This is a genomic window from Acrocarpospora corrugata (assembly GCF_009687845.1).
Classification (GTDB): domain Bacteria; phylum Actinomycetota; class Actinomycetes; order Streptosporangiales; family Streptosporangiaceae; genus Acrocarpospora; species Acrocarpospora corrugata.
The window spans coordinates 1-25,880 of the sequence record NZ_BLAD01000102.1; the positions used below are offsets into that span (position 1 = coordinate 1).

The 25,880-nt window shown below is 68.9% G+C and carries 21 protein-coding genes and 1 riboswitch; of the genes, 8 read left to right on the plus strand and 13 right to left on the minus strand.

The window, feature by feature from the left end; translation table 11 throughout:
* Together Acor_RS37210 and Acor_RS37215 are read right to left on the minus strand one after the other, a co-directional pair.
* On the minus strand, positions 1-1,124 hold a 1,124-nt coding region (locus Acor_RS37210), incomplete at its 3' end, for a glycoside hydrolase family 10 protein (RefSeq protein WP_155341472.1).
* 218 nt (positions 1,125-1,342) lie between these two features.
* On the minus strand, positions 1,343-2,821 hold the full coding sequence (locus Acor_RS37215) for an NCS2 family permease (protein WP_155341473.1): 1,479 nt from the start codon (positions 2,819-2,821) through the stop codon (positions 1,343-1,345).
* Between the two features lie 125 nt (positions 2,822-2,946).
* On the opposite strand from Acor_RS37215, the gene Acor_RS37220 reads away from it, so the two are divergent.
* Positions 2,947-3,159, plus strand: a complete 213-nt coding sequence (locus tag Acor_RS37220; RefSeq protein ID WP_155341474.1) for a DUF2530 domain-containing protein — start codon at positions 2,947-2,949, stop codon at positions 3,157-3,159.
* Between the two features lie 3 nt (positions 3,160-3,162).
* Here Acor_RS37220 and Acor_RS37225 read toward each other — a convergent pair whose 3' ends face one another.
* Together Acor_RS37225 and Acor_RS37230 are read right to left on the minus strand one after the other, a co-directional pair.
* The gene (locus tag Acor_RS37225; protein WP_155341475.1) at positions 3,163-6,255 is read right to left on the minus strand and encodes a sacsin N-terminal ATP-binding-like domain-containing protein; all 3,093 of its coding nucleotides are present in this window, start codon (positions 6,253-6,255) and stop codon (positions 3,163-3,165) included.
* 66 nt (positions 6,256-6,321) lie between these two features.
* Positions 6,322-7,119 (minus strand): DUF3027 domain-containing protein, encoded by a 798-nt coding sequence (locus Acor_RS37230; protein WP_155341476.1) that lies wholly within the window; start codon positions 7,117-7,119, stop codon positions 6,322-6,324.
* 205 nt (positions 7,120-7,324) lie between these two features.
* Here Acor_RS37230 and Acor_RS37235 point away from each other — a divergent pair, with 205 nt between their 5' ends.
* Positions 7,325-8,617: an MFS transporter gene (locus Acor_RS37235; protein ID WP_246239643.1), complete on the plus strand. Its 1,293-nt coding sequence runs from the start codon at positions 7,325-7,327 to the stop codon at positions 8,615-8,617.
* Positions 8,618-8,620: 3 nt separating this feature from the next.
* Here Acor_RS37235 and Acor_RS37240 read toward each other — a convergent pair whose 3' ends face one another.
* Positions 8,621-9,019 (minus strand): cold-shock protein, encoded by a 399-nt coding sequence (locus Acor_RS37240; protein WP_155341478.1) that lies wholly within the window; start codon positions 9,017-9,019, stop codon positions 8,621-8,623.
* A gap of 323 nt (positions 9,020-9,342) precedes the next feature.
* Between Acor_RS37240 and Acor_RS37245 the strand changes: the two genes are divergently transcribed.
* Entirely contained in the window at positions 9,343-9,963 is a 621-nt protein-coding gene (locus tag Acor_RS37245; protein WP_155341479.1) for a TetR/AcrR family transcriptional regulator, read from the plus strand.
* Between the two features lies 1 nt (position 9,964).
* Here Acor_RS37245 and Acor_RS37250 read toward each other — a convergent pair whose 3' ends face one another.
* Positions 9,965-10,837, minus strand: a complete 873-nt coding sequence (locus tag Acor_RS37250; protein WP_170317277.1) for a hypothetical protein — start codon at positions 10,835-10,837, stop codon at positions 9,965-9,967.
* A 73-nt stretch (positions 10,838-10,910) separates the two neighbouring features.
* Between Acor_RS37250 and Acor_RS37255 the strand changes: the two genes are divergently transcribed.
* Positions 10,911-13,259, plus strand: coding sequence for a helicase-associated domain-containing protein (locus Acor_RS37255; RefSeq protein ID WP_155341481.1), 2,349 nt, complete (start codon positions 10,911-10,913; stop codon positions 13,257-13,259).
* Between the two features lie 277 nt (positions 13,260-13,536).
* The gene (locus Acor_RS37260) at positions 13,537-15,177 is read left to right on the plus strand and encodes a DNA repair helicase XPB (RefSeq protein ID WP_155341482.1); all 1,641 of its coding nucleotides are present in this window, start codon (positions 13,537-13,539) and stop codon (positions 15,175-15,177) included.
* Positions 15,178-15,408: 231 nt separating this feature from the next.
* Here Acor_RS37260 and Acor_RS37265 read toward each other — a convergent pair whose 3' ends face one another.
* A complete protein-coding gene (locus Acor_RS37265) occupies positions 15,409-15,681 on the minus strand; it encodes a hypothetical protein (protein ID WP_155341483.1) in 273 nt (90 codons plus the stop codon).
* Between the two features lie 191 nt (positions 15,682-15,872).
* Here Acor_RS37265 and Acor_RS37270 point away from each other — a divergent pair, with 191 nt between their 5' ends.
* Positions 15,873-17,903: a HelD family protein gene (locus Acor_RS37270; protein WP_155341484.1), complete on the plus strand. Its 2,031-nt coding sequence runs from the start codon at positions 15,873-15,875 to the stop codon at positions 17,901-17,903.
* A 154-nt stretch (positions 17,904-18,057) separates the two neighbouring features.
* Here the strand turns inward: Acor_RS37270 and Acor_RS37275 are convergent, their stop codons facing one another.
* Together Acor_RS37275 and Acor_RS37280 are read right to left on the minus strand one after the other, a co-directional pair.
* A complete protein-coding gene (locus Acor_RS37275) occupies positions 18,058-18,591 on the minus strand; it encodes a PIN domain-containing protein (protein WP_155341485.1) in 534 nt (177 codons plus the stop codon).
* Positions 18,588-19,703, minus strand: coding sequence for a helix-turn-helix domain-containing protein (locus Acor_RS37280; protein ID WP_155341486.1), 1,116 nt, complete (start codon positions 19,701-19,703; stop codon positions 18,588-18,590). The genes Acor_RS37275 and Acor_RS37280 overlap by 4 nt, the downstream gene beginning before the upstream one ends.
* Before the next feature lie 684 nt (positions 19,704-20,387).
* Here Acor_RS37280 and Acor_RS43730 point away from each other — a divergent pair.
* On the plus strand, positions 20,388-20,735 hold the full coding sequence (locus tag Acor_RS43730) for a hypothetical protein (protein WP_218034731.1): 348 nt from the start codon (positions 20,388-20,390) through the stop codon (positions 20,733-20,735).
* A 68-nt stretch (positions 20,736-20,803) separates the two neighbouring features.
* Positions 20,804-21,232 carry a GNAT family N-acetyltransferase gene (locus tag Acor_RS37290; RefSeq protein WP_246239644.1) on the plus strand — a complete coding sequence of 143 codons (429 nt, stop codon included), beginning with the start codon at positions 20,804-20,806 and terminating at the stop codon, positions 21,230-21,232.
* Positions 21,233-21,409: 177 nt separating this feature from the next.
* On the opposite strand, the gene groL is transcribed toward Acor_RS37290, so the two are convergent.
* The 4 genes from groL to thrC all read right to left on the minus strand — a co-directional run bounded on the left by groL (position 21,410) and on the right by thrC (position 25,744).
* Positions 21,410-23,041, minus strand: coding sequence for a chaperonin GroEL (gene groL, locus Acor_RS37295; protein ID WP_155341488.1), 1,632 nt, complete (start codon positions 23,039-23,041; stop codon positions 21,410-21,412).
* A 595-nt stretch (positions 23,042-23,636) separates the two neighbouring features.
* Positions 23,637-23,837, minus strand: a complete 201-nt coding sequence (locus Acor_RS37300; RefSeq protein WP_030452168.1) for a cold-shock protein — start codon at positions 23,835-23,837, stop codon at positions 23,637-23,639.
* 334 nt (positions 23,838-24,171) lie between these two features.
* Positions 24,172-24,447, minus strand: coding sequence for a MoaD/ThiS family protein (locus Acor_RS37305; RefSeq protein WP_155341489.1), 276 nt, complete (start codon positions 24,445-24,447; stop codon positions 24,172-24,174).
* Between the two features lie 31 nt (positions 24,448-24,478).
* A complete protein-coding gene (thrC, locus tag Acor_RS37310) occupies positions 24,479-25,744 on the minus strand; it encodes a threonine synthase (RefSeq protein ID WP_155341490.1) in 1,266 nt (421 codons plus the stop codon).
* Positions 25,738-25,876, minus strand: a riboswitch (SAM riboswitch). It overlaps the preceding gene by 7 nt.
* Between the last annotated feature and the right edge of the window lie 4 nt (positions 25,877-25,880).

Genomic DNA, 25,880 nt, shown 5'->3' on the forward strand with positions numbered 1-25,880 from the left:
AGCGTCGCCCCGGTCGAGGTGATCGCGGACGCCGTCGGCGTGCCCGGTGTCGTCGGTGGAGTCGTGTCATTGGTCGGGGTGCCACCGTCGAGCGCGTTGTGGACCGCCGTGTACGCGGGCTTGACCGCGTAATTGTTGTCGTAGATCAGGGCGAAGCCCTCACCGGAGAAGGTGTCCGGCACCCACGAGTACTTGTCGGTGAAGCCCCAGATCGTCACACCGGCGCACGCGGTGACCGCGTTACAGGCGTTGATGACGTTGGTGTAGTACTGGGCCTGCGTGGTGTCCTTGGCCGCGGTCCGCGGGGTCTGCATGCGGACGTCCAGCTCGGTGACCCTGACCTGGACCCCGAGGTTGGCGAAACGCTGCATGTTCTGCTGGATGTCGTTCGGGAAGCCGAACTGGATCGCCAGGTGGCCCTGGAAGCCGACGCAGTCGACCGGCACGTTCTGCGCGCGCAGCGACTGAACCAGGTTGAACATGGCGGTGGACTTGGCGTTGATGCCCTCGACGTTGTAGTCGTTGATGCACAGGCGGGCGTTCGGGTCGGCGGCCCGCGCGGCGCGGAAGGCGTCGGCGATGTAGCTCTGGCCCAGCGTGTTGAACCAGAACGACTGCCGCATGTTGCCGTTGTCGTCGAAGACCTCGTTCACGACGTCCCAGGAGACCACGGTCGCGTTGTTCGCGTACCGGCCGACGACGGTGGCGATGTGCTCGTTCATCGCGGCCCGCATGTTGGTGGCGTTCAGACCCTGCACCCAGCCCGGCGTCTGGCTGTGCCACACCAGCGTGTGCCCGTGAACCTGCTGGTTGTTCTGGGTGGCAAAGTTGACGATCTGGTCGGCACCGGTGAACGTGTACTGGTTGTCGTTCGGCTCGGTCGACTCCCACTTCATCGCGTTCTCGGCCGTGATCTGGTTGAACTCCGTGGACGCGATATTCCGGTAAGCCGTCTCGTTGGCGAGCGGAGTTGTCGCGATCGCGGCACCGATGAACTTGCCCCGTTCGACGGCATGCCCGCGAAGGGTCCCGTCAGCGTGGGCGGGCGTGGCGATGAGAACGCTGGCCGCAGCCGACGCCACCGCGCAGACCACCGCGAGAGATCGCCATTTCGAGGAAGGCACAGGATCTCCTTTTCCGAAAGTTTTCGATAGCTTTCGTGTTGTCCACGGAGGCTAGAATTCCCCGGAAGAGGGGTCAATCCCCAGGCAGGAACGGGCCAGCGGCAGAGTCCTGACCCCATAAAATATCGGGCCGCTATTGAAACTTTCAGTTACCCGGTGGCAACACCGGTATAACGAAGAATCCCCATCGGAGCCCCGATGGGGATCCTCGCACCAGATCAGCCGAGGTTGAGGAGGATCTTCAGCGGGCCGAGCGCGAAGTAGATCACGAACAGCGCGGTGACCACCCAGAGCAGCGGATGGATTTCCCGGGTCTTCCCCTTGACGAGCTTGATCAGGACGTAGGCGATGAAACCGGCGCCGATCCCGTTCGCGATCGAGTACGTGAACGGCATCAGCACGATGGTGAGGAACGCCGGGATGGCGATCTCGAAGTCGGTGAAGTCGATCTCCCGGATCGAGGTCATCATCAGGAAGCCGACGACCACCAGCGCGGGCGCGGCCGCCTCGTAAGGAACCACCGCCACCAGCGGCGCCAGGAACATCGTGAGCAGGAAGAGCACACCGGTGACCACACTGGCCAGACCGGTGCGAGCGCCCTCCCCCACCCCCGCCGCCGACTCGATGTAGGTGGTGTTGGACGACACCGAACCCGCGCCACCGGCCGCGGCGGCGATGGAGTCGACCAGCAGGATCTCGCGGGTCTTGGGCAGCGTGCCGTCCTCCTGCATCAGGTTCGCCTGCTTGCCGACGCCCACGATGGTCCCCATCGTGTCGAAGAAGTCGGTGATCAGCAGAGTGAAGACCAGCAGGAGCGCCAGCACCACGGAGATCTTCGAGAACGCCCCGAACAGGCTGAACTGCCCGAGCAGGCTCAGGTCCGGAAGCGCGAAGATCTTGTCGATGGCCGGCAGATCCGGCGTGTTGAGCCCGAACCCGTACGGGTTGTACGGCTGCCCCGGCGGATTCGCCGGCCCGACCTTGGCGAACAGCTCCACGATGATCGCGAAGACGGTCGTCGACACGATGCCGATCAGGATCGCGCCCCTCACCTTGCGCGCCACCAGCACGATGGTGGTGAGCAGGCCGACCACGAAGACCAGGATCGGCCAGCTGGCCAGCGCGCCGGCGATGCCGAGCTCGATCGGCGGGGCCGGGGCGGCCGTCTTGCGGACGAATCCGGCGTCCACGAACCCGATCAGCGCGATGAACAGGCCGATGCCGACCGAGATGGCCGTCTTCAGGCTGCCTGGAATGGCATGGAAGACGGCTGTCCGGAATCCGGTCAGCACCAGCAGCAGGATGATCAGACCTTCCAGGACCACCAGGCCCATCGCGTCTTCCCACGACATCTGGGTGGCGATGCCGTACGTCACGAAGGCGTTCAGGCCGAGACCGGCCGCGAGCGCGAACGGGACGTTGGCCACGATGCCCATCAGGATGGTCAGCACACCGGCCACGAAGGCGGTGGCCACGGCCACCAGGGGGATGTTGTCGGTGAGGCCGTCGCCGAGGAACTGGCCGTCGGCGTCCTTGACCGTACCGATGATGATCGGGTTCAGGACGACGATGTAGGCCATGGTGAAGAACGTGGCGAGACCGCCGCGCACTTCGGTCCCGACCGTCGAACCACGGTCCGAGATCTTGAAGTACTTGTTGAGAAAACTGGCACTTTGGGGGGTTTGGGTGAGACTCACGCGCGCAGAGTGACACCCATTACCAGCTGCGAAAAGACCCACGAGACCGACGTGATTCTTTCGTGATCGATTCGTGTACGACCCGCGCTCATCCTCACGATGACCTGGTCGCCTAGGCTGATCGGATGAAGCCGCCACGCAAACCGGACCCGGAGCCGCTGCAGACCAACGACTCCGCCACCATCCTCGTCGGCATCGGACTCTGGGTGGCCGCCCTGCTGGCGCTGCTCGTCATCCGCCCGGCCCAGAGCTGGTGGATCTGGACCTGCGTGGCCGGCATCGGCCTCGGCTGCTTCGGCCTCACCTACGTGTACCGCCGCAACCAGCGACAGAAGTAACGCTCAGCTGTCGAGATCGGCCTCGGCCAGCAGCAGCGGCACCCGCGCCGGGTCGCGCAGCAGGGCGGCCACGGCGAGCCGGTCCCCCCACTGCCCGGCCGCCCAGGCGAGACCCCGCGCGAGACCTTCCACGCCGCTGGCGTGCACCTTGCCGTCGAAGAAACGCCACGGGATCGGCCGGCCGTCGACCAGCAGCTCCTCGTGCTCGACATACGTGGCCGGGGCGGTCGGGAGCAGGGCGTGGACCTCGGGCGGGACCTGGCTTTCTGTTCCGGTGGAGGTCACGTCGCCGGTGACGATCTCGCCCACCAGCGGCAGGTCGAGCACCTCGGAGAGGGCTTCGGCCAGGTCGAAGGGGGCCAGGATCAGCGGCCGGTCGGCCACCAGGGCCAGCAGGTCGGGGGCTTCGACGACGACCGGCTCGCCCGGCGGGGAGTCGCCGCCGGCGACCTGGCCGTCCTCCGCGTCGGCGACCACGATGGCGCCGTTGAGGATGGCGCGGACGGCCGACGGCGGGCGGATCCGGGAGGGTTCCACCCCGGCGACGGCCATCCACAGGGCGCGCAGCTGAGGGCGGTCGAGTTCGATGGCGGGGTCGGCCATCAGGTCGAGCAGCTCTTCCGGGCCGCCGTGCGAGGCCAGCAGGTCCGCCAGGGTGGAGCGCACGCCGATCATGGTCAGCGCGGTCTCGTCCAGGTCGGCGGGGGCGTCGCCGTACAGGCCGAACAGGAGCGGGTCGCCGGAGGGCAGGCGCAGCGACGTGGGCGTTCTGTCCCCAAGCACCGGGTGCTTGGACAGCCACCACGCGGTGTAGGACGGGACCTCGACGACCTCGCCCGCGACCAGCACCCGGAGCGGGAGCAGCGCGGCGCGCAGCGGCGGCCGGGCCAGCAGGGTGAGGGCGGCCTTCCAGTCGGCGACGTACTCCAGGTCGCGGATGGCGGTGAACTCGCGCGCCACCGGGGGCACGTCGAATTCGGGCAGCAGGTCGAGGATCGCGTCCAGCCACTCGTCCTCGCGGTCCAGGTCGTGCTCGCACTCGTCGGGGTCGAGTAGTACGTCGGAGTCGTTGACTACGGCGAATCCGTCGAGCACGCCCGCTGCGGCGAGGACGCGGGAGCCGTATTTCTCGACCAGGTCGGGGGCGGCGAACGGCGCTTCCAGGTCGATCAGTTTGGCCAGGTCGCCGCCTTCCAGCAGCAGCTCACCGGCCGTGTAGACGGCTCCGTCCGCGCCGCGGAGCGCGAGATCGGCCAGCCAGGGGGCTTCGCCGGCGGACAGACCGGCCGCGTCCACCAGGGCGAGCACGGCCTGCGCGACCGGTTCGGGATCAGCGCTGCCGGCCGACTCGGTCACGGCCGCGTGGGTGAGCGGATCTTCCAGGACGGTCCGGGGGGTAGCCTCGCCCGCCCCCAGCCGGAGCAGCAGCGGATGCGCCGCTTCGGGGTGCACGATCCGCAGCCCCAGCGGAGCCAGCGCGGCCGGATCGAAGCCGCCCTCGGTCAGCAGCAGCGTGCCGCGTGCCCCGCGGACCAGCCGCCCGTCCGCGAGCGGCACCGCGACGGCCGCGATCGCCTCCGGGTCGTCGGCGGGCAGCACCTCGTACAGCGCCCGCCACCAGGACGGTTCCCGGTCGGCCACCTCGTCGCCTGAGAGCATGTCGACGACGTCGGCCAGCTCGACCCGGCGCACGCCCAGTGTGGTCAGCGCGGGATGCCGGGACGGCCAGCCGGTGGGCAGCAGGCCGGGGACCAGGTCGGCGACCTGCTCCAGGAACTCGCCGGAACCGGCGACCGCGCGGGCCTGCCGCCCGGCGACGAGCGACTCGTCGGTCTGCTCGGCCAGCTCGGACATCAGCCGGTAGGCGTCGGATTCCGCGGGCAGGTCGGTGGCCCAGCGGCGGTTCAGCGTGGCCCGGAACTGGTCCTCGCCGTCCGGGTCCGACGGCGCGGAGAGCGCGGGAAGCAGCGGAGTGCCCGGCAGCAGCGAGACGATCTCGCGGCGGATGGCCGCGTCGAGTTCGCCCTTGCCGAGCATGCCCGGCACCAGGTCGAGCAGCTTCGGGGTGCGCGGCAACTGGCGCAGAAGCAGCACATACAGCTCGGCGGCGCGGCGGATCAGGAAGTCGGTCAGCGGGCCGGTCGCGACATGCCGCCGGTCGGTCGCCAGCGGGAAGGTGGCGATCAGCAGCGCGGGCAGGTCGAGCGGTTCCTCGCTGGGGGTGGGGGCGTGGATGACGGCCGGGACGTCCTTCGGCAGGGCGCGCGGTTCGCCGTTCCTGACCGGGACGGCCCAGCGGACCTGCCAGAACGGGCGGGCGCGCTCCTCGGTGGGGCGGTCGGCGAAGAGTTCCGCGACCTGTTCGGGGGCGAAGGAGCCCGTGGCGGTGCTGACGTGCCAGCCGTCGGAGGTGACCGTGCGGACCTCGCCGTCGAGTTCGATCTCGATGACGGTGAGGGCGGGCATCACCAGCGGGAGGGCCGGGCTGGTCTCCTCCAGCATCTGGCGAACGGCCTGCTCGGCGACCTTGTCGCGGAGCGGGAGCCGGACCAGCGTCTCGAAGCCGTCGGGGACGGTCGCCGGGTCCATCGGGAACGGGAGGCGCAGCAGCGGGACATGCCCGGCGCGTTCCGCCAGTTCAGCGCTGACGGTGGGCTGGGCCGCGACCAGGGCGCCGGTCTCCTCGCGAGACCAGCGCACGCCGCCGGACGAGCGCGAATACACCGACGGGGAGTCACAGACCGAGACAACGGCGGCGAAACCCACACCGAAACGGCCAGCCGCCCCGATCTCATCGCGTTTCGCCGAAACCCGCAGGGTGGACAGGCCCTCGACGCCGGCCGCGTCCAGCGGAGCTCCGGTGTTGGCCGCCTCCAGGACGCCGTCCCGCAGGGACAGCCGCAGCCGTCCCGGCACACCCGCGCGCAGCGCGGCGTCGGCCGCGTTCTGGGCGAGCTCGACGATCAGCCGGTCCCGGTAACCGCCCAGCGCGAAGTCCTCTTCGGCGTTCGCGTCCTCCCGGAACCGGGCAGGGGAGGCCGCCCAGGCGGCGAGGACGGTTTCGCGCAGGCGTGTGGTGCCGAAGGAGTCGTTCATCTCACGCTCTCGGAAGGGGCTGATCCAGCCAACGTAGGTTAGCGCCCCTACCCGACATTCCTTGCCTCAGCCAAGATCTTGGTCAGCACCGGCTTCCGCGTCGGTTTCGTCGTCGGGCATGAGGTCGTAGCCGAGGTCGTCCAGAATCGGCTGCGCGTGGTCCGGAGTCATCGACGGCACCGTCGTCGCCTCCGAGTGCGCCCCGCAGCCGTGGTCGGCGGCGACCACCCGGGCGTCGTCCGGCGCATACTCATTCGCGCACACCCCGAACCCGAGCCGGAGGGCGCCGGCCAGCGGCCAGTAGAAGCCGCAGGTCGAACACTGGGCGGGCGCGGCGGCGGCGAGCGGCGTGTCCGGGCCAGGCTCGCCGTTGTGCCAGCGTTGCACGGCCAGGTCGCGGCCCAGCGGCGAGAGCACCCGGGCGCGGCCCAGACCGTACTCGAAAATCATCTGGTGGTCGGTGTCGTCGTCGGTTTCGGTGAAGCCGGGGGCCAGCCGGTCGTCGTCGGCCTCGGCCGGCAGCAGGTCGCCGACGCCCAGGTCACCGGGGCGGAGCCGCTGGTTCCACGGCACCCAGGTGGGCGCCAGCAGCGCGCCGGCCCCGGGCAGCAGGACGGTCTCGCTGATGGTCACATTCCTGGCGCGGGACGCGCGGGCGACGGTGATCGCCCAGCGCCAGCCCTGGTAGGCGCGATCGAGACAGACGAAGTAGTGGGTGACCACACGGTCACCCTCACTGTCGAAGCCCAGATACTCGCCCACCTCGCCGGGCCTGGCGATCTCCTCGGCGCCGCGCCGGGCCAGTTCGACGGCGGCGGAGCAGGCCTGGTCGGCTGCCGAGCTTCTGATCCGGGTACGACTCACACTTTATTTTCACCTACGCCAGGAGCGGACAGCACCCGACCCGGTCGGTAAGACTGGATTTTCAACCTACGGGGAGGGAGCGTCACCTGTGGCGGGTGCCTGGGATCGTGTTCGGCGCGCAGGTCGGGGGACCGCCCGCGCCAGCCGTACCGCTGCGGGGGCCACGGTCCGAGCGGGGCAGACGGTGGCCAGAGGCGGGCGGCGAGTGGGGCAGGCGACCCGGCGGCTGACCTATGCGCAAGGGGCGGGCCGGACCGGGCTCGGCCGATTGATCGAGTTGACGGCGGCGCACAGCGCGGGGGACGCGTTCATCACCGTCTCGCTGGCCGGGGCGCTGTTCTTCGGGCTGCCGGTCGGGCAGGCGCGCGGGCAGGTGGCGCTCTACCTGGTCATCACGATGGTCCCGTTCACGGTGGTCGCGCCTTTCGTCGGGCCGGTGCTCGACCGGTTCCGGTCGGGGCGGCGTTATGTGATGGCGGGCACACTGTTCGCCCGGGGGCTGCTCTGCTGGGGGATGGCCTCCTCGGTCGTGTACGGCGACGTGCTGTCGCTGTTCCCGGCCGCGCTGGCGGTGCTGGTGCTGTCGAAGGCGTACAACGTGTCCCGGGCCGCGATCATGCCGAGCGTGCTCCCCGCCGACATCACCCTCGTCACCGCCAACGCCAGAGTCGCCCTGTTCGCCCTGGTCGCGGCCGGTGGCGCGGCCGCCGCCTCGGCCGGTCTGACCGCCTGGATCGGCGCGGAATGGGTGCTGCGCGGCGCGATGGTGCTCTTCCTGATCTGCGGCGTCGTCGCGGTACGGCTCCCGCGCCACGTCGACTCCCCCGACACCGACGAGGACGAGGAGGCCCCGGCCCCCGGCTGGCGGACCTGGTTCCAGGTCGGCCCGGTGGTCGGCGAGGCGATCCGGGCCAACGCCGCGATCCGCATCCAGGCCGGCTTCCTGGTGTTCTTCCTGCTCTTCCTGGTCCAGGACAAGCACCTGCCCGGCTTCGCGCCCGAGATCACGATCGGCCTGCTGGCCGCCGCCGCGGGTGGCGGCGGCCTGATGGGCGCGGCCGTCGCGTCCTGGGCCCGCTCGCACTCCCCGCAGCTGATCGTCCTGGCCACTTTGGCGCTGACCACCGTCACCACGATCGTGGCCGCGTTCTTCTTCACCCTCTGGACGGCCGTCGCCGTCGCCCTGGTCGGCGCGTTCGCGCAGGGCCTGGGCAAACTCGCGCTGGACGCCATCGTGCAGCGCGAGATCGGCGAGGAGGTGCGCTCCTCGACCTTCGGCGTGGTCGAGGCGCTGCTGCAGATCGCGTGGGTGTTCGGCGGCCTGATCGGATTGATGCTGTCGCTGTTCGCCCGCGGCCCCGCCGGTTTCACGGTGATGGCCGTGGTGCTGGCGCTGTCGCTCGGCTGGCTGCTCGCGGGCAGGCGCAGACGGCTCCGCGCCAAGCCGGTACGGCTACCCGCGACGACGGACACGAAGCCGTTAACCAATCCGTTCTAGCCTTTATGCGTCGATGTCGTCCGCGACGGCGCGGAGCACGCTGGCCACCTTCTTGGCGTGCGCCGCGTCCGGCTGCTTGCTCTTCTGGTACGACGTCGAGATGTCGTCCAGCAGCTTGATCAGGTCCTCGACGATGACGACCATCTCGTCCGGCTTCTTGCGCTTGCCCTTCGGCCGGGCGACCTTGGCGAGGGTCGGCGGCTGCTCCAGGACCCGGACGGACAGGGCCTGCTGCCCGCGGCGGCCCTCCGCGACCCCGAACTCGACCTTCTGTCCTGGCTTGAGGACATCCACGCCTTTGGGCAACGCGGATGAATGCACGAAGACCTCACCGCCGTCGTCGCGGGTGAGGAAACCGAAACCCTTGGTCTCGTCGTACCACTTGACCTTGCCGCTGGGCACAGGAGTGACCTCGTTCAGACTGTCGTGAAAGGAATGGATGTAGGTTATGCCCACTGAGGCGGCATGGGACCGCCGGAACGCCTTGAAATTACGCCCGAATCGGCGTCGGAGCCGCGCTGGAGGCGGCCGTCCTGCGGGCCGCCACGGCGGCGGCTGAGTCTCACCTCGCGGGTGACGTTTCCGAGGGGGTGCACCCGTACAGGATGCCAAAACGGATACGTCTACGGGTAACCGGTTTATCGGTGAAAGCGGGCACTTATCAATGAGCCGCGGACGGAAACATTGACGGTCTACCCTTGGTGGCGGAGGTAGGCAGCATTCCCATGAGCAGATCGACGCGCGAGCGGATCATCGACGAGGCCCTGCGGCTGTTCGCCGAGCGGGGTTACGCGGCCACGTCCGTGGCCGAGATCGAGGCCGCCGCGGGCCTGTCGCCCGGCGCGGGCGGCCTCTACCGGCACTTCAAGTCCAAGTACGAGGTGCTCGCCGCCGCCGTGAACGAGCACGCCACCCGGACCAGGGCCCAGATCGCCGAGGCGCTCGCCGAGCAGAACGCGGCCGGCTCCACCGTCGCCGTCGAGGAGCGCCTCACCCACCTGTGCCGGTCCGGCCTGGCCAAGGTCCGCGAGGAGAGCGAGCTGACCCGGGTCTTCTTCCGCGACCTGAGCCAGTTCCCCGAACTGGTGGACGTGGTCAGGGAAGGGCTGCTGCAGCCGATGTTCGACTCGATCACGACCTGGTTCAAGGCGCAGCCCGAATACCGGGACTCCGACCTGGACTGGTCCGGGATCGGCGCGGTCCTCGGCGGTGCCGTGGTGCACTACCGCCTCTTCCAGGAGACCGTCGGCGAACCTCCGGGCCGGGCCGACCGGGACGGGTTCGTGGCCTCGTGGGTCCGGCTCGCGCTCGGCCTGCTGCCAGAACGCACGGCCGCGCCGGTCTGACCTAGCGGGTCACCCGCAGCGTGCGCGACGGCGGCCCCGGTGGCGGATCCAGCAGGCGGTAGATCAGCCAGGTCACCCCGGCCGCCGTGCCGATGATGAACATGACTCCGCTGACCCCGTGGAACTCGGTCATGAAGCGGCCCAGATCGGTGCCCTGGACCCGGATCAGCGCGAGCCCGCCGCCGCCCAGCAGGTAGGCGGCCACCGGCGCGGACAGGCCGAGCAGCCGGTCGTTGAACACCCAGCCCTCGCAGGACAGCACGACCACCGCGCCGACCGCCCAGAGCAGGCCGGGCACCGGGAAGATCGCCACGCTCGGCAGCCGGAACGGGACGAGCAGGGCGCCCAGCACGAACAGGGCGAGCCCGACCGCCTCCCTGCGGTTGTCGGCGAAGATCGACCAGGCGTCCCTGGTGGCCATCGGATTGCCGCCGGCCATCGCGGCTTGGCGGAGCCGGTTGAACGCGGATGGTCCTCGCCCGGACCGGCCGGCCAGGCGCCGGCGCGCCTCCTGCCGGTAGTGCATGACCCCGGGCGGTACGGGGGTGGAGCGGCGGCGCGGCGGGGTTCCGTCGTCGACGGACGGGAACGTACGGGTGGGTGCGGGTTCACTGGGCTCGCCGGACTCGCCGGCGATGTTGGCTAATCGCCGAACCTCGCGCTCGACCAGCTGCTCCGGGGTGCCGAACCTGGCCAGCATCCGCAGGACCGCCTTCGGGTCCTCGCTGCCGGCGCGCTCCTCCTCCACCCGCTCGCGCACCCGGCGGACGAAGTCGAGCCGCTGCTCCGGTCGCATCCGGCCGTGGGCCAGATCCGCGACCTTGCTGATGAAGTCCAGGACGAGCTGGTCGGCGCGCTCGATCACGCTCGCCATACTGCCCCAGCTCCGCCCGGTACGCGACTGTTGCCGCGAAATCCTGTCAGTGGCTGCTCATACGATGGAAGAGATGAGCGAGGCGTTCACCGAGTGGCTGCGCAGCCGAACCGACGAGCAGCTGCGCGCTCTCGCCATGTCCCGCCCCGAACTGATCACCCCGGTCCCCGCGCACCTGAACGGACTGGCCTCCCGGGCGGGCACACCGTCCGCCCTGGGCCGCGCCCTGGACCGGCTCGACCGCTTCACGCTCGCGGTGGCCGAGACCCTCGCGCTCAGCCCAGGCCCGCTGCGCGCCCTGCGTACCCGGCTCGGCCGGTCGATCTCCACCAGTGACCTCGACCAGGCCCTGGGCGGGGCCGTGGAGCGCCTGCGGACCATGGCCCTGGTCCACGGGGCCGACACGGCGTTGCGGCTCGCCCCCGGCGTCACAGAGGCGCTGGACCCGCCCGCGGGTCTGGGGCCGCCGGTGCTCGACGTGTTCCGGCATCACGCCCCGGAAGCGGTGGAGGCGATCCTGGCCGACATCGCGCCGCCCGGTCCCGGCGCGCCCCGCGAACGCTTTGCGGAATTGTTCGGCGAACCGGCGAACATTCGGCGGCTGCTCGGGGAGATCTCCCCGCCGGCCAGGGCCGCGCTGGACGAGCTCGCCTGGGGGCCGTCCAGCGGGCGGGTGCCCAACGCGCGGCGGGAGGTCAGGGTCGCCGACGCGCAGTCGCCCATCGAGGAGTTGCTGGCGCGCGGGCTGCTCGGCGCGACCGGGGACGAGAGCGTGGCGCTGCCGCGTGAGGTCGGGCTGGTGCTGCGGGACGGGCGGCTGCACCGCGACCTGTCCCCCGTGCCGCCGCCGCTGGACGGCATCGCCCGCGACCAGGGATTGGCGGACCGTACGGCGGCCGGGCAGGCGTTCGGCTTCGTGCGGTCGGTCGAGGAGTTGTGCGAGCTGTGGAGCGTCGAGGCTCCGGGAGTGCTGCGGACGGGCGGCCTGGCCGTACGGGATCTGAAACGCACGGCTCAGGCGCTGGACCTGCCCGAATGGGCGGCGGCGTGCACCGCGGAGATCGCGCACGCGGCCGGTCTGGTCGCCGCCGGCGGTTCGGTCGACGGCGAGTGGCTGCCGACCGCCGCCTACGACGCCTGGCGGGCCCGGCCGACCGAGGGCCGCTGGGGCATGCTCGCCGCGGCCTGGCTGACCCTGGAACGCGCGCCAGGTCTGGCGGGCAGCAGGGACGAGAAGGACCGTGTGCTGAACGCCCTCCACCCCGACCTGCGCCGGTCGGCCGCCGCCGAGGTGCGCGCCAAGACCCTCGCGGTGCTCGTCTCCGCCGAACCGGGGCTGGCCCCGTCGACGGAGTCGGTGCTGGCCCGGCTGGCCTGGGAACAGCCCCGCCGCCGCGGCGGCCAGCGGGCCGAGTTCACCGAGTTCACCCTGCGCGAAGCCGAACTCATCGGGGTGACCGGCCTCGGCGTGATGTCCGCGCACGGCCGGGCGCTGCTGAACGCGGGCCGCGCCGAGGCGGCCGAGGCGCTCGCGCCGCTGCTGCCAGAGCCGGTCGACCGGGTGCTCCTGCAGGCCGACCTGACCGCCGTCGCGCCCGGCCCGCTCACCACCGAGCTCGGCCGCTGGCTGGCCCTGGCCGCCGACATCGAATCCAAGGGCGGCGCGACCGTCTACCGCTTCTCCGAACCCTCCGTCCGCCGCGCCCTGGACGCCGGGCAGTCCGCCGAGGAGCTCCTCGCCCTGCTGGCCCGCCACTCCGCCACGCCGGTCCCGCAGCCGCTGACCTATCTGGTCGGCGACGTGGCCCGCCGCCACGGGCGGCTCAGGGTCGGCACGGCGTCCGCCTACATCCGCTGCGACGACCCGGCCGTGCTGGAGGAGGTGCTCGCCGACCGCCGCTCGACCGCGCTCCGGCTGCGCCGGCTGGCCCCGACCGTGGTCGCCTCCAAGACGTCCAGGGCCACGCTGATCGACTCGCTCCGCGCCATGGGCTACGCGCCGGTCGCCGAATCGCTGGACGGCGACGTCATGATCACCCGCCTGGACGCCCGCCGCGCCGAGAGCCCGCCGCCGCGCGCCGTCAACGGCTTCCACGGCCCCGAGCCCGAAGTCGTGGCCGCCGCCATCCGCGCCGTCCGGGCCGGCGACGCCGCCCACCGCTCCCGCCGGGAACGCGGCGCCGAACCCGACGGCGCCCTGCCCCGCTCGCCCGCCACCGCCGCCATCGCCGCCTTGCAGGAGGCCATCCGCCAGGGCACCCGCGTCTGGATCGGCTATCTCGACTCCCAGGGTCAGGCCACCAGCCGGATTCTCGAACCGGCCAGGATGGAGGGCGGCTATCTGACGGCGTATGACGAAACGCGCGCCGCCATCCACCGCTTCGCTCTGCACCGGATCACCGGTGTGGCGGACGTGAATTAAATTCGTTGTCCGCGCGTGATTCGTCAGGCAGAGTCAATCCCAGAAAGCCGACTTCTCGTGAGAATGGCGGGAGAACGCTATTCCGTGATCTACCGGCCCGGGGTTGGATTGGCGACTGACCCCGATGATCGGTGCGATGGGTCCGCACATGTCGTGATATGTGTGGACCCATCGGCTTGGGATCGGGCGTCGGCCCGGGACCAGTAGTGAGCAAAGCGGGACTCATTCCGGCCGTGCGCGTGTTGGATAGGCGGTACGCCGGAGATGAGGAGCACCCGTGAACGACGGCCCGTTGATCGTCCAGTCGGACAAGACGCTGCTGCTCGAGGTCGAGCATGAGCGTGCCGACGAGTGCCGCAAAGCCATCGCGCCGTTCGCCGAGCTGGAACGCGCGCCCGAACATGTGCACACCTACCGGGTGACCCCGCTGGCCCTGTGGAACGCCCGCGCCGCCGGGCACGACGCCGAGCAGGTGATCGACGCCCTGATCGGCTTCAGCCGCTACCCGGTGCCACACGCGCTGCTGGTCGACGTGGCCGAGACCATGGCCAGGTACGGCCGCCTCCGCCTGGACAAACACCCCGTCCACGGCCTGGTCCTGACCAGCACCGACCGGGCCGTCCTGGAGGAGGTGCTGCGCTCTCGGAAGATCCAGCCGATGCTCGGCGAGCGCCTCACCGAGGACGCCGTGATCGTGCACCCGAGCGAGCGCGGCAACATCAAGCAGGCCCTGCTCAAGCTCGGCTGGCCGGCCGAGGACCTGGCCGGCTACGTGGACGGCGAGGCGCACCCGATCCTGCTCACCGAGGACGGCTGGGAGCTGCGCTCCTACCAGCGGGAGGCCGCCGACGCGTTCTGGCACGGCGGCTCCGGCGTCGTCGTGCTGCCCTGCGGGGCCGGCAAGACCATCGTCGGCGCGGCCGCGATGGCCCGCGCGCAGGCGACCACGCTGATCCTGGTGACCAACACGGTGAGCGTGCACCAGTGGAAGCAGGAGCTGCTCAAGCGCACCTCGCTGACCGCCGACGAGATCGGCGAGTACACCGGGACCAAGAAGGAGATCCGGCCGGTCACCATCGCCACCTACCAGGTCATGACGGCCAAGCGGCAGGGCGCGTACCGGCATCTGGAGCTGTTCGACGCACGCGACTGGGGGCTGATCGTCTACGACGAGGTGCACCTGCTGCCCGCGCCGATCTTCCGGATGACCGCCGACCTGCAGGCCCGCCGCCGGGTCGGCCTGACCGCCACCCTGGTCCGCGAGGACGGCCGGGAAGGCGATGTGTTCTCCCTGATCGGCCCGAAGCGGTATGACGCGCCCTGGAAGGAGATGGAGAACCAGGGCTGGATCGCCCCCGCGGACTGCGTCGAGGTCCGGGTCACCCTCACCGACGAGGAGCGCCTCGCGTACGCGATGTCGGAGAACGAGGAGCGTTACCGGTTCTGCGCCACCACGCCGTCCAAGACCCGCGTCACCGAGGCCCTGGTCCGGCGGCACGCGGGCGAGCAGGTCCTGGTCATCGGCCAGTACATCGACCAGCTCGACGAGCTGGCCGAGCACCTGAACGCGCCCGTCATCAAGGGCGAGACCCGGGTCCGCGAGCGGGAGCGGCTCTACCAGCTCTTCCGGGACAAGGAGATCCAGGTCCTGGTGGTGTCGAAGGTGGCCAACTTCTCCATCGACCTGCCGGAGGCGGCGGTCGCCATCCAGGTCTCCGGGACCTTCGGGTCACGGCAGGAGGAGGCGCAGCGGCTCGGGCGGGTGCTGCGGCCCAAGGCCGACGGGGGTGGCGCGCGGTTCTACTCGGTGGTGAGCCGGGACACCGTCGATCAGGACTTCGCCGCGCATCGGCAGCGTTTCCTGGCCGAGCAAGGCTACGCATACCAGATCATCGATGCCGACGATGTCCTGACATGAGAAACCCGGCGGGGCGACCCCCGCCGGGCGACAATAGTTAAGTCCACGAAATTCCGCCGGCCCGAGTCAACCGCATCACCCCCTCGCGCCTTGGCCCCCTCAGCCAAGAATTAACCAGACAAGCCCGGTTCCGGGCATACCCCTATTGTCCAGCTTAATCACACGATTTGCGCATCTTTTTCGCGCTTTTCCCATGCCGATTCAATAAGGTTTCGCAGGGTATTCGGGGGATTACTGCGCGACCATCCCGCCGATGAACAGCACTGCTTCGGCGGCCACCCACGCCACCACTGCGACCGGCAGCAGCCCGCCACGCCGGGTCAGCAGGGCCGCCGCCGTGGCGCTCGCCGCGATCACCGCGAACAGCCCAGAAACGGTCGACACCATGTCAAGCCGCTGCGCGCACGCCCGGCGGCTCTCCCCGTCGGAACAGAACGCCTCAAGCCCCCAGCCGGCGAACACCGACAGCCCCCACAGGGCGGCGAGCAGCAAGCTCGCGACCATCGGTATCACCGGCGACACCCAGGCGCGCGTCATCCCCTCCAGGTACCCGGGCAACGAAACGACAACACCCTTTACTCGCGGAATACCTGGTCAGCGCGGGTGAAAACCCAGTTGGTGTCGCGCTGGAGCATGAGTAAGCTCTTGTGTTTCGCTGCCTTTGACCACCACCGACACCCGACAGGAGCTCCGGCATGCCCGCCCACCAGCTGGCCCCCGACATACTCGCGGCGGAACGGGAACATCTCGCCACCTCCCGCGCCGCCCTGACCGCCATGCGCGCGCACGCCCAGTCCCTCTCCGCCGACGCCGCCGGCGACTGGGTCTCCCAGCAGGTCCTGCAGGGCCTGCTCGACCAGCGCGTGGCCGCCCTCGCCGACCACCCCGACACCCCGCTCTTCTTCGGCCGCCTCGACCGGGGTACGGCTCCCGCCGACGAACTCCCGGAAACCCTGCACGTCGGCCGCCGACACGTGCACGACGGCGCAGGCCAGGCCCTGGTAATCGACTGGCGCGCCCCCGTCTCCCGCGCCTTCTACCAGGCCAGCCCCACCGAGCCGATGGGCGTCACGCGCCGCCGCCGGTTCGGCTACCAGGCCGGCGACCTCACCGCCTTCGAGGACGAGGACCTCGGCCACGGCGGCGAACTCGGCACCTCCAAGATCCTCACCGACGAGATCGAACGCCCCCGCACCGGCCCGATGCGCGACATCGTCGCCACCATCCAGCCCGACCAGGACGAGATCGTCCGCGCCGACCTGGGGGTGACCGTCTGCGTCCAGGGCGCCCCCGGCACCGGCAAGACCGCCGTCGGCCTGCACCGCGCCGCCTACCTGCTGTTCACCCACCGGGAGAAGCTGGCCCGCTCCGGCGTCATGATCGTCGGCCCGAACCGCGCCTTCCTGTCGTACATCTCCTCGGTGCTGCCCGCCCTCGGCGAGGTCAAGGTCGACCAGACCACCGTGGCCGGCATCCTCGGCGACCACGCCCACCCCGAGGACCCCGCGGTCGCCACCGTCAAGGGCGACGCCCGGATGGCCCCCGTGCTCCGCCGCGCCCTCTGGCTGCACATCGCCAAGCCAGAAGAAGGCGTCCTGGTCACCCGTGGCGTCAACCGCTACCGCGTCGCCGACTACGAAGTCCGCGAGATCGTCGCCTCGCTCCGCGGCACCACCCGCTACAACCCCGGGCGGGCCGCCCTCGCCCAGCGCCTGTCCCACGCGATCCTGGTCCAGATGGAACGCCGCGGCGAGTCCCCCGACGACCGCGTCCAGGACGCCGTCGCCCGCTCCAAGCCGGTCAAACAGGTCATCGACCAGACCTGGCCCAAGCTCACGCCCCAGCAGGTCCTCTTCCGCCTGCTCAGCGACCCCGACTTCCTGGCCCTGGCCGCCAAGACCGACCTCACCCCCGCCGAGCAGCAGACCCTCCGCTGGGCCAAGCCCGCCAAATCCTTCCGTACGGCCAAATGGACCGCCGCCGACGCGGCTCTCCTCGACGAACTCGCCGACCTGATGGACCGGACCGCCTCCCACGGCCACCTCGTCGTCGACGAAGCCCAGGACCTCTCCGCCATGCAACTGCGCGCCCTCGGCCGCCGCTGCCGTACCGGCTCCGCCACCATCCTCGGCGACCTGGCCCAGGGCACCACCCCCTGGTCGGCCCGCTCCTGGCGGACCGTCCTGCACCACCTCGGCTTCGAAAAAGGCTCAGAACGCTCCGGCGGCACCGAAACCGCCATCACCGAACTCACCCTCGGCTTCCGCGTCCCCCGCGAAGTCCTCGACTACGCCGCCCGCCTCCTCCCCAGCATCGCCCCCACCCTGGCCCCACCCCGCTCCCTGCGCCCCGGCCCCGGCTCCCTCACCATCCACCAAACCGACGACCTTCCTGCCGCCCTCACGGCAGCCATCACCCAAGCCCTGACCCGCGAAGGCTCCATCGGCGTCATCGCCCCCGACGCCATCCTCCCCCACCTATCCGCCACCCTCCCCATCCCCCACACCGTCCTGACCTCCGACACCGCCACCGCCCACCGCGTCCTCCTCATCCCCGCAACCCTCGCCAAAGGCCTCGAATACGACCACGTAATCCTCCTCGATCCCACCACCATCACCACCGCCGAACCCCAGGGCCTCTCCCGCCTCTACGTAGCCCTAACCCGCGCCGTAACAACCCTCACAATCCTCCACACCACCCCTCTCCCCCCCGAACTAACCAACTGACCCCCAACACCAGAAGGCCCTCCGAACGGGCGCTCGGAGGGCTCACAGACCACGGACGTCCCGGCCAAGGGCGGCCCTCCCGCTGGGCGCTCGCAGACCGCGGGAGAGGTCCGGTCGCTCTACCGCGACCTAGTCTTGGACCTTTAGGCCAGGCTCACAGGTCGGAAGGCTGCTGAGGCAATCGGAGCGACCGGCCCGCGGATTTCATCTTCTGCAGGAGTTCGAATCCCTCGTCCCGCGTGCAGCAGCCGTCCTGAACTCCCTCGGAGATCAGGTCCATCGTGTCGCGGGTGGTGATTCCCTGACGTCTCGCGTATTCACCCGCATCACGGTCGTCAGTGATCCAGAAAGAGGCGGTGAACTCGGCCCGATTCAGAATCAGAAAGCACGTCTGGGCCTCGCCCAGATGCCTGAGCGGCTCCCGGGCGGATCCGCCGAACGCCGCCCGCCTGATCTGTTCGATGCGTTGGATCATCGCCGGGTCATCGATCTCGATCGGCTCACCGAGCCATCCGTCACGCGCGACGACGTGCAGGTCAGGATAGACCTGCGCCGAGCGGGTCGCCTCGAAGGCGATCGCCTCGGTCCAGCGCCCGCGACCGCGCAGGATCGCCTCCAGGAGATCCAGCCGGGAAACGCACGCGAAGTTGCAGAGGACGGTGTTGTCCGGAAACCAGTAGGGGGTCATGGCGAGAGCGGAGATTCCTCTCTCGCCCCGTCAATGGCTTTTCGTATGGTCTCCGGGTCCAGACGCAGGAGGTTGGCCAGGGGGCGCAGTGTGCTCTTCCCGTCCTGGTACGCCTGGAAGAGGGCTCGCACCAGGGGCCATGGCAGGCGGGGCTGGCCGGTCGCGGCCAGCCATTCCCAGTGGGAGTCCGTTCGATCGGCCAGCACCGCCGCGTCGAGCGCGCGCATGCGCAGGAATGCCGTGCACTGTGCGCGGTCGATCAGCTTGAGGTTGTACAGCCGCCAGGCGAGTGTGGCGGGAGAGACCCACAGTTCGCAGGCGAGCGCGGCGAAGGAGCGATCCGACCAGCGGATCTGCTGCGCCTCCAGGACTTCCCGTGGGAGCAGGAACTGGGCGGCGAACGCGTTGGCTCGCTTCTCTGAGGGCTTCTTCTTGTGGGCGGCGTCGAGCAGGTCGAGATCCAGGTGCAAGCCCTGATCATCGCCCGCGAGGAGATGGCCGAGCTCGTGCGCGATCGTGAACCGCTGGCGGGCGGGGACCTCGGAGGTTCCCAGCACCATGAGCCGAGAGGTGTCATCGGCCCAGCTCAGCCCCTCGTACCCATGCCGGAAACGCATGATGCGCACGTCGATGCCGAAGACGCTTTCCACCAACCCCGCCAGGTCACGCACCCGCCAGGGTTCGACCCCGTGCTCCGCGGCCCGCCTGAGCGCCGATTCCGCCAGCCGCTGACCTTCATCCACACTGGCGCCCTGACCCGAAGCCGCGGGCACATCGACGCTCTCCTGCCGATACCCGAGATAGGCGAGATCCAGCCAGTGCTGGGCAAGCCGCTCGGCTTCACCGATGGCTTCCGCCTCCGACGAGGGAGCCGAATCCCGCGTCCTGGCCGCCAGCGCCGACGCCGGCCGCTCGACACCCAGCAACCAGTCGACGGTCACCCCGCCGATGTCAGCGATCCGCGCCAGCTCCAGCGAAGTGAAACGCCTGACCCCCACCATCGATTTGGAGAACTTGGACGCGTCCAGCCCGGCCTTCGCGGCGAAGCCCGCCTGGTTGAGCCCACTCGCCTCCACCAGCCGCCTGACCCGTTCGGCAATGTCCCCAGCCATACATCGATCCTACGTTTGAATCGCGAAAATCGCAACAAACAACGGATACCAAGACACAAACAGCCCATAAGCAGACTGATGCGAAACAATGCTCTTACTGCCTCAGCCACGAACTAACCAACTGACCCCACCACCAAATCCCCCCGAACTGGCGTTCGGGGGTTAACGTTTAGCCATGAAAGGCGTACAGGGAGTCCGCGCCTCCCGAATCGCCCAGAAAGCAGTTATCCCGGGGAGATTGCTAGTAGAGGCTCATCTCGGGGTGTCCCGTAAATGGCTTACCCCGGGGGGCTTGTATCAGAGGCGTCCCCGGGGCACACGTTACTGATGGTAGCGCACGATGTGCGGTGCGGAAAAGGAGCGCATGACGGGCGCTGTCCATCAGCGGGTCGGTGAGGCCGTCTCGATGGAACGGCTTCGCCCCTTTCTCCGCGCTGCCAAGGGTGACCTCTCTGGGCGCTTCGTCTGTACGCCTGGAACATCGAAGTCTCCGGCGCATTCCATGGTCCGCTGCACTGCCTGGAGGTCATCCTCCGAAACGCCTGGACCGCGAGCTCACGCGTCTGTTCTCGGGCCGATTGGTGGAACGCCCGCGGACTCGACCTGGCGCCCTCCGGGCTTCAAGCCCTCAGGCAGGCTCGCACCACGGTCGCGCAGGACCAACCCAATCCAACGCTGGGTCATATGATCGCCGAATTGCCGTTCGGGTTCTGGACGAGCCTTCTTGGCAGCGGCAACAGATACGACATGCGCCTCTGGCGCCCGGCCTTGCACCGTGCCTTCCCCGGTTACCGGGGACCCAGGAGAGCGCTTCACCAGGATCTCTATCACCTTCGCAAGCTGCGGAATCGCATCGCCCACTACGAACCGATCCATCATCGTCACCTGATCGCGGACCACGCCACGATCCTCACGGTGCTCGGCCACATTTCCCCGGAGGCCGCCAGTTGGGTGCGCGAGAACGACCGTGTGCCCGAGGCTCTCGTGCGTCGCACCGACGTGTGTGCGGCGCTGCTGCCAACCCGGTTCTGAGGTAGGGGGAACCGGGAGCTCCGACCCGGGTTTTGAGGGCGTGCGAACCGGGAGCTATGGTCCCGGCTGTGGAGGATTCTGAGTTGGTCATTCGGTCGGGTGCTGTGGCTGATTTGCCCGCGATCCTGGAGTTCTGGGTGGAGGCGGCGGAGGGGACCGATCGGCGGGACGACCCGAACAAAGTGGTTGCCCTGATTGAGCGTGATCCCGAGGCGCTTCTGATCGCTGAGATCGGTGGGCGGATGGTTGGGACGTTGATCGCCGGGTGGGATGGGTGGCGGGCGCATCTGTATCGGCTCGCGGTGGCGGTGGAGTTCCGGCGGCGGGGGATCGGGGGCGCGTTGATCGAGGCGGCGGAAGAGCGGTTCTCTGGGTTTGCCGCGTTCCGGGTGGACGCCATGGTTCTGCATGACAATGAGCTCGCGCATCATGCCTGGCAGGCGGCGGGTTATCGGCGGCAGGCCCAGTGGGGGCGGTGGGTCAAACCGCTCGTGTGAACACGATGCGTGGGCCGCTTGTGTGAACCAAAGCGGTGAACGAGCCGAGTGAAACAAGCCGTTGGGTCAGACCGAGTGGCACAAGCGTGGGTCGTCAGAGCGCTGGGGTAACACAAACGCTGGGGGACACAAAAAGGCGGTCCCGGTGGGGACCGCCTGATCGTGGGAGGGGTGGACTTAGAAGTCCATGTCTCCGCCGCCGGGCATGCCGCCGCCGGCCGGAGCGGGGTTCTTCTCCGGCTTCTCGGCGATGACGGCCTCGGTGGTCAGGAACAGGGCCGCGATGGAAGCGGCGTTCTGCAGTGCCGAGCGGGTGACCTTGGCGGGGTCGATGATGCCCGACTCGAACATGTTCACGTACTCGCCGGTGGCCGCGTTCAGGCCCTCACCGGGGGTGAGGTTGCGAACCTTCTCCACCACGACGCCGCCTTCGAGGCCGGCGTTGATCGCGATCTGCTTGAGGGGCTCCTCGAGCGCCTTGCGCACGATCGCGGCACCGGTGGCCTCGTCGCCGAACAGCTCCAGCTTGTCGAAAGCCTTCGCGCTGGCCTGGAGCAGCGCCACGCCGCCGCCGGGGACGATGCCCTCTTCCACAGCCGCCTTGGCGTTGCGGACGGCGTCCTCGATGCGGTGCTTGCGCTCCTTGAGCTCGACCTCGGTGGCCGCGCCCGCCTTGATGACGGCCACGCCGCCCGCGAGCTTGGCCAGGCGCTCCTGGAGCTTCTCACGGTCGTAGTCGGAGTCGGTGTTCTCGATCTCGGCACGGATCTGGTTGACCCGGCCCGCGATCGCCTCAGCGTCGCCGGCGCCGTCCACGATGGTGGTCTCGTCCTTGGTGACGACCACCTTGCGGGCCTTGCCGAGCAGGTCGAGGGTGGCGTTCTCCAGCTTGAGACCGACTTCCTCGCTGACGACCTGACCACCGGTGAGGGTGGCGATGTCGCCCAGCATGGCCTTACGACGGTCCCCGAAACCGGGCGCCTTCACCGCGACCGAGCGGAACAGGCCGCGGATCTTGTTGACCACCAGGGTGGCGAGGGCTTCGCCCTCGACGTCCTCGGCGATGATCAGGAGCGGCTTGCCGGCCTGGACGACCTTGTCGAGCAGGGGCAGCAGGTCCTTGTTGGCCGAGACCTTGGAGTTGACCACGAGGATGTAGGGGTCCTCCAGGACCGCCTCCATGCGCTCGGGGTCGGTCACGAAGTAACCCGAGTTGTAGCCCTTGTCGAAGCGCATACCCTCGGTGAGCTCGAGCTCCAGCCCGAAGGCGTTGCTCTCCTCGACGGTGATGACGCCTTCCTTGCCGACCTTGTCCATCGCCTCGGCGATCAGCTCGCCGATCTCGGTGTCACCCGCGGAGATGGAGGCGGTGGAGGCGATCTGCTCCTTGGTCTCCACATCCTTGGCCAGCTTGGAGAGCTCCTCGCTGACCCGCTCCACGGCGGCCTCGATGCCCTTCTTCAGGGACATCGGGTTCGCGCCGGCGGCTACGTTGCGCAGACCCTCGCGCACCAGAGCCTGCGCGAGCACGGTGGCCGTGGTGGTGCCGTCACCCGCGACGTCATCGGTCTTCTTGGCGACTTCCTTGACCAGCTCGGCCCCGATCTTCTCCCACGGGTCCTCAAGCTCGATCTCCTTGGCGATGGACACACCATCGTTGGTGATCGTGGGAGCGCCCCACTTCTTCTCCAGCACGACGTTGCGGCCCTTCGGGCCCAAGGTCACCTTGACGGCGTCGGCGAGCTGGTTCATACCGCGCTCAAGACCGCGCCGGGCGTCCTCGTCAAACGCGATCATCTTGGCTGCCATAAGGCTAGACCTCCCAGTAGAGGGTGGCTTCAGCGGACCGAGCCGACGCCCGCGACGGCATGGGGCCGCATATCCCTTCGGCGAACCCCGTCGTCCCGATCCCGTTTATTGGCACTCCCAGCATGCGAGTGCCAACCAACTGTTTAGCACTCTCCCCGTGCGAGTGCAACCGGAAGCCATCCTGACCTGTACCGATATATCCCCACCAGCGCAAATCTACCCCCACCCCTCTCCCCCCTACTTCCCCCCGACTCTCCCTCGCCTTCACCGCGCCCGCTCCGACCTCTCAGGCCCCCAACCCCCACCGAAGGCCACCAAAGGCAATCTCCGCAGCAACATGCCCTCACAGTCGACAGTGGTCAGCGACTTCCCCCAAAGCCACAAGGGCAATCTCCGCCCCATAAGTCGTACCCCGGCTTGGCCGCGCCTGTGTCTGGACTGACGAACGCAGGGAGCGCAGCGACCGGAGAGAGGAGGGAAGACACAGGCTCCCCAGCGGCCAAGCCCGCCGCGCGGGAGGCGCGGCCAGTAGACACGACTGAGCCCGGGGGCCGCCCCACGCGGCTTTTCCCGGGCTCTCTCGTCGTTGCCTGGATCAGACGGTCCGGACAGCCTCCGCCTGCGGGCCCTTCTGACCCTGGGTGATGTCGAACTCCACTCGCTGGCCCTGCTCAAGGGCCTTGTAGCCGTCCATCATGATTGCCGAGTAATGGACGAAAACGTCCTTACCACCGTCTACCGCGATGAAGCCGTAGCCCTTGTCCGCGTTAAACCATTTGACGGTGCCCTGCGCCACTTTCCGACTCCTCTTGCTGGGCTGGCGACGGACCATACCCATTCCACCGCATGGTCCGTGACCTTTCGAGCCGAAGAGATTACCTTCTCTCCGGCCACGTCGATCGTTCTCGACCATACCTGTAGCAAGCCGTGGGACAACAGAGTCAATCCGCACTTCGATTGCGCGCCTACGCCCTTCCAAGAAGGCCGGATTTTGGATTTGTGATTACAAAGTCGAGAAATGCACCATATGCCATAGCACCGATTAAGCTTCGATAACGATAGAACCCCATGTCAACACGGAAACACCCACGCACTGTAGGAGTGCGTGGGTGTGCAGGGAGCGTGCGAGGTCAGCCCCCGGCGACCGCCGGGATCACCGAAATCTGTGCGCCCTCAGGCGTCGAAGTGTCCAGTCCGGCGGAGAATCGGACGTCCTCTTCCCCGACGTAGACGTTGACAAAACGCCGGATCTTGCCCGATTCATCCAGGATCCGGGCTCCGATGCCGGGGAAGTCCGCATCCAGCTTGGCCAGAACCTCGCGGAGCGTGCCGCCCTCGCCGGCCACCTCGGCCGCGCCCCCCGTGTACGTTCGGAGAATCGTCGGAATCCGCACCGAAACACTCATTTGGCCGCCCTCTTTCGTTGCTCGGAATCAGTTAGTTAGCGAAAGCCGTACGAAATGCGTCGAGGGACGGGCGGATAACCGCCGCCGGACGGGCCTCGGCCGAGACGGCGTCCAGGGTCTTGAGGCCTTCGCCCGTGTTGAGGATCACCGTCTCCGCGTCGGGGTCGAGTTTGCCGTTCTCCAGCAGCTTCTGGGTGACGCCGAGGACCACGCCGCCGGCGGTCTCCGCGAACACGCCCTCGGTCCTGGCCAGCAGCCGGACGGCGGCGACGATCTCGCGGTCGGAGACGTCCTCCACCGCGCCGCCGGTCCGCCGCGCGATGTCCAGCACGTACGGCCCGTCGGCCGGGTTCCCGATCGCCAGCGACTTGGCGATGGTGTCCGGCCTGACCGGCTGGACCACGTCGTGCCCGGCCTTGTACGCCGCCGACACCGGCGCGCACCCGGTGGCCTGGGCAGCGAAGATCCGGTACTCCTTCTCCTCGACCAGCCCGAGCCTGATGAGCTCCTTGAACCCCTTGTCGATCTTGGTCAGCTGCGACCCCGACGCGACCGGAATGACGATCTGATCCGGAATGCGCCACCCCAACTGCTCGGCTATCTCGTACGCCAGAGTTTTGGACCCCTCCGCGTAATACGGCCGCAGGTTCACGTTGACGAACCCCCACTTCTCCCCGAGCTCATCCCCGATGAGCTCCGAGCAGAACCGGTTGACCTCGTCATAGGTCCCGTCGATCCCGACCAGCCGCCCGCCGTAGACCGACGCCACGACGATCTTGGCCTCTTCCAGGTTCGCGGGCACGAACACACACGAGTCCAGCCCCGCCCGCGCCGCCGCCGCCCCGACGGCGCCCGCCAGGTTTCCGGTCGAGGAACAGGAGAGCGTGCTGAAGCCGAAATTCCGGGCCGCCTCGACGGCGATGGCCACCACCCGGTCCTTGAAGGAGTGGGTGGGGTTGCCGGAGTCGTCCTTAACGTAGAGCGAGCGCATCCCGAGCTCGCCGGCCAGGTTGTCGGCCTTCACGAGCTTGGTCCAGCCGGGCTGCAGGTTGGGCTTGGTCGCGACATCGTCCGGTACGGGCAGCAGGCCACGGTACCGCCAGATATTGGTCGGACCTGATTCGATGTCCGCGCGGGTCACGTTCCCGAACTCGTACGCCACCTCAAGTGGCCCGAAACACTCGATACACGCGAAATTGGGGCCGACGTCAAAGCGGGTTCCGCATTCGCGGCAGGAGAGAGCGGTTGCGGGGCCGAAGTCGGTGCTAAGCGCCATGAAGCGAGGCCTTTCCCTCATCTTCGCCTGCGACCACCCTGGTCACAGGCCGGAATTGGCACCTGTTCCGATCGGCCTCGCCATGTCACGAGCGCAATCGAAATGGTTGCCGGGGCTTCGCAGGGCCGGTCCCTCCACCCCTCTGGATGAGCAATAT